Below are 3,030 nucleotides of genomic sequence, written 5' to 3'. Positions count from 1 at the left end.
AATGTCCGATTGAGGTGATTACAGAAGTGATGGGGATGCATCATGCTGCTCCTGCTTTAACTCAATAGCCGTGTTGCACTCAGCTTCTGCAACCGCCAAGGATAAAGGAGGTAAAGCAATTCGCCCATATGGAAGAAATAAAAACTCTGACGCACCTGTAGACAGAGAGCTATTTGACAAAGAGGTTCCTCAATATTGGAGGGGTCGTGCAGCCGAGGTAAAAAATGATACCCAAAGACTTAGTTAGCCTGATAGAAAAGCAGCCAGGCAACATACATAGAACCGACAAAGACTTGGCTATAAGCGCTCTTGAAACACTTGGGGTTTCCCCAAACAGCGAGTTCGGTAGTATTTATATAAATTACTTACCTGCTAATTTTCAAAGCTCTGTATCTGACGAATACATTTGTGACGTATCCGAACCCACAGAGCAGATTCTTATGGGGACCGAGTTCATTCACGACATGTGGGAGCTACCAGAAAACTACATAGGCTTCACCTCCTTGCAAGGTGAGGGAGGTTATTTGCTCGACAAGAATAGTGGTGGCGTTTGGGACTTCGACTTAGCTCAACAAGAAGACTTCGTATCCGGCCTAATCCCTCCAAAATGGAGTGGTTTTTTTGATTTTATCAGGTGGTATCTTTCGTCAGCAAAATAAAGAAAATGGGACAGGTGTAGTGGTCAACTAATTCCGGACACCTCGATAGGTGATTTTGACGCCATCGCCCGTTCGTAAACGGTCGGTGGCAGATATCCCAGTTTCGAGTGCAGCCGTTCGTTGTTGTAAAACCCAACGATGTACTCAGTGATGTCGCGTATCGCCTCGGCATGGTTGGCGTAATCACGTCGCCATACCCGCTCCATTTTCAAGCTCAGAAAGAAGCGCTCCATCACCGCGTTATCCCAGCAGTTACCTTTACGGCTCATGCTTTGCTGCATGTCACTTCTTGCCAGTAGCGCTCTGTAGCTCGCACTCGCGTACTGGCTGCCGCGATCCGAGTGGGCGATCAAGCGTAACTGATCCATAAACCTCACCTACCGCAAGGTGAGGCCTTGGTTTACCGTGGCATTTGCGGTGAGCAGTTCCACGGCAACAACGCTTCATAGTCTTCAACCGACGACGCATGCGGCAACCGCTCAAGTACGTGGCGCAGCCACGTATAGGGCTCCTGGCCGTTGAGCTTGGCGGTCTCCACCAAGCTATAGATCTGCGCACTGGCGGTAGCGCCCTTGGGCGTATCGCTGAACAGCCATGCCTTGCGCCCGATCACAAACGGCTTTATCGCTCTTTCGGCGGCGTTGTTGTCTATCGGTAAAAAGCCAGCCTCCACATAGCGCTCCAGTCGGCTCCAGTTGTTGGCCAGGTAATTAACAGCCTTGCCTAAAGCACTTTGCGAAGTGACCTGCGGCTGTGTTTTTTCCATCCAGGCTTTCAGCTGAGCCAAGATCGGTACACTCTTTTCCTGACGACCAGTAAAACGCTGTTCATTGCTGACGTCCTTGAGTTCACGCTCGATTCCGTACAGCTTATTGATCATCGTCAGCGCGATATCGGCACGCCCGGTCTTGCCCTTAGGCTGCACTTTTTGCGCGTCCACGAACTTGCGTCGCGCATGAGCCATGCACGCCAGACGCTCCACGCCCGGTTGCAACGCCAACGCGTTATAACCGGCGTAATCGTCGGTCATCACATAGCCGCGATAACTTTCCAGCAGGCGCAACGGCACCTCCTGCGCACGGCTGGACGTGTAGTCGAACAACACGACTTTGCGATCCGGGGGGCCACTGGCCTGTACCCACATCCAGGATTGGCTGGTCGGGTCGCGATCTGGTTCTTTAAGCACTTGGACGCGGGTTTCATCGCAGTGGATGACCGGACTTTCCAGTAATCGGTCACGCATCAGATTCAACAGCGGTTGCAGATGTTCGCCGCACTGGATCACCCAGCGAGCCAGTGTTTGCCGTGGGATATCAATGCCATGTCGGCTCAAGACCGTTTCGAAACGGTGCAGCGGCAAGCCATCTACATATTTGGTCGTTAACAACATGGCCAGCACGCTTGGGCTGGCCATGCTCTTTTCGATCAACTGAGCCGGTTTGTCCGCAGTGACCGGAGCCGTTTCACAACCACGGCAGCCATAGACCTTGCGGACATGTTTGATGACGCGGATTTGCATCGGCACGATATCCAGCTGCTCGCTGGTTTCTTCGCGGATCACATGTTTGCGGCAACCGCAGGCACAGGTCAGTTCATGTTCAGGCAGTTCGTGGATGACTTCGATACGCGGCAGATCAGCAGATAGTGGCTTGCGTTTGCCACGACGTGGAGTCGGAGCGACAACCTCTTCCTCGGCGTCGCCGACCAGTGTCATCGGCTCGCTTTCAGGCTCGTTGAACAGCGCCAGTTGCGGGGTATTAGGTTCAACGGTTTGTTCGGACTTGCGACCGAATAAACGGTCGCGCAAAAGTTTGATCTGTTCTTTCAGGTCGACGATATGAGTCTGATAAGCCTCGGCCGTTACCTGCTGACGACTGAATGCCTCAAGCAACATTTGCTTGAGCAAGGCAGGGTCATCAGGAAGGTCTTTTGGCATTAAATTCATGCCCGGATTATACCCGTCAGGCGACGAATCTTGGAGTGAGAACTTGATGAGGGCGGTTGCGCCATAGATCAAANGTCGGAGCGCAGCGACGCAGGTTTGCATTGTTAGTCTGAAGTCCCTGTCGTCGTCAATTTCGTTGCGCGTCTGCGCATCGATTCGCCCTTCAGTTCGATCCGATAAGCGTTGTGCACCAGCCGGTCGAGGATCGCATCGCCCAAGGTCGGGTCGCCGATCAGCGCATGCCATTTGTCCACCGGCATCTGGCTGGTGACCAGCGTCGAGCGGTTGCCGTAGCGGTCGTCCAGCAGTTCAAGCATGTCGCGCCGCTGCGCAGCGGTAAACGGCGCCAGGCCCCAGTCGTCCAGGATCAGCAAGTCGGTCTTGGCATAACCCGCCATCAGTTTCGCGAAGCGGCCGTCTCCGTGG

The 3,030-nt window shown here is 53.5% G+C and carries 2 protein-coding genes and 2 pseudogenes; 1 reads left to right on the top strand and 3 read right to left on the bottom strand.

Going from position 1 to position 3,030, the window contains the following annotated elements; all coding sequences use genetic code 11:
- The first annotated feature begins 224 nt into the window (after positions 1-224).
- A complete protein-coding gene (locus tag ACXPVS_RS27145; protein ID WP_458512631.1) occupies positions 225-659 on the top strand; it encodes an SMI1/KNR4 family protein in 435 nt (144 codons plus the stop codon).
- A 23-nt stretch (positions 660-682) separates the two neighbouring features.
- On the opposite strand, the pseudogene ACXPVS_RS27140 reads toward ACXPVS_RS27145, so the two are convergent.
- From ACXPVS_RS27140 to istB, 3 genes and pseudogenes are all read right to left on the bottom strand, one after another.
- Positions 683-1,012, bottom strand: a pseudogene (locus ACXPVS_RS27140) (integrase core domain-containing protein); the annotation flags it as partial.
- Between the two features lie 47 nt (positions 1,013-1,059).
- On the bottom strand, positions 1,060-2,604 hold the full coding sequence (gene tnpC, locus ACXPVS_RS27135; RefSeq protein WP_458512630.1) for an IS66 family transposase: 1,545 nt from the start codon (positions 2,602-2,604) through the stop codon (positions 1,060-1,062).
- Positions 2,605-2,708: 104 nt separating this feature from the next.
- Positions 2,709-3,030 (bottom strand): annotated as a pseudogene (gene istB / locus ACXPVS_RS27130) (IS21-like element ISPre4 family helper ATPase IstB); the annotation flags it as partial.

Source organism: Pseudomonas sp. Ma2-10, from assembly GCF_054330215.1.
Note: the sequence above shows the minus strand (reverse complement) of the source record. Positions and strands in the feature narration are given on the sequence as shown.

Excerpts from the sequence above, each read along its gene's own strand:
- ACXPVS_RS27145 (WP_458512631.1), top strand. The coding sequence starts at position 225 with ATGATACCCAAAGACTTAGTTAGCCTGATAGAAAAGCAGCCAGGCAAC.
- tnpC (WP_458512630.1), bottom strand. The coding sequence starts at position 2,604 with ATGAATTTAATGCCAAAAGACCTTCCTGATGACCCTGCCTTGCTCAAG.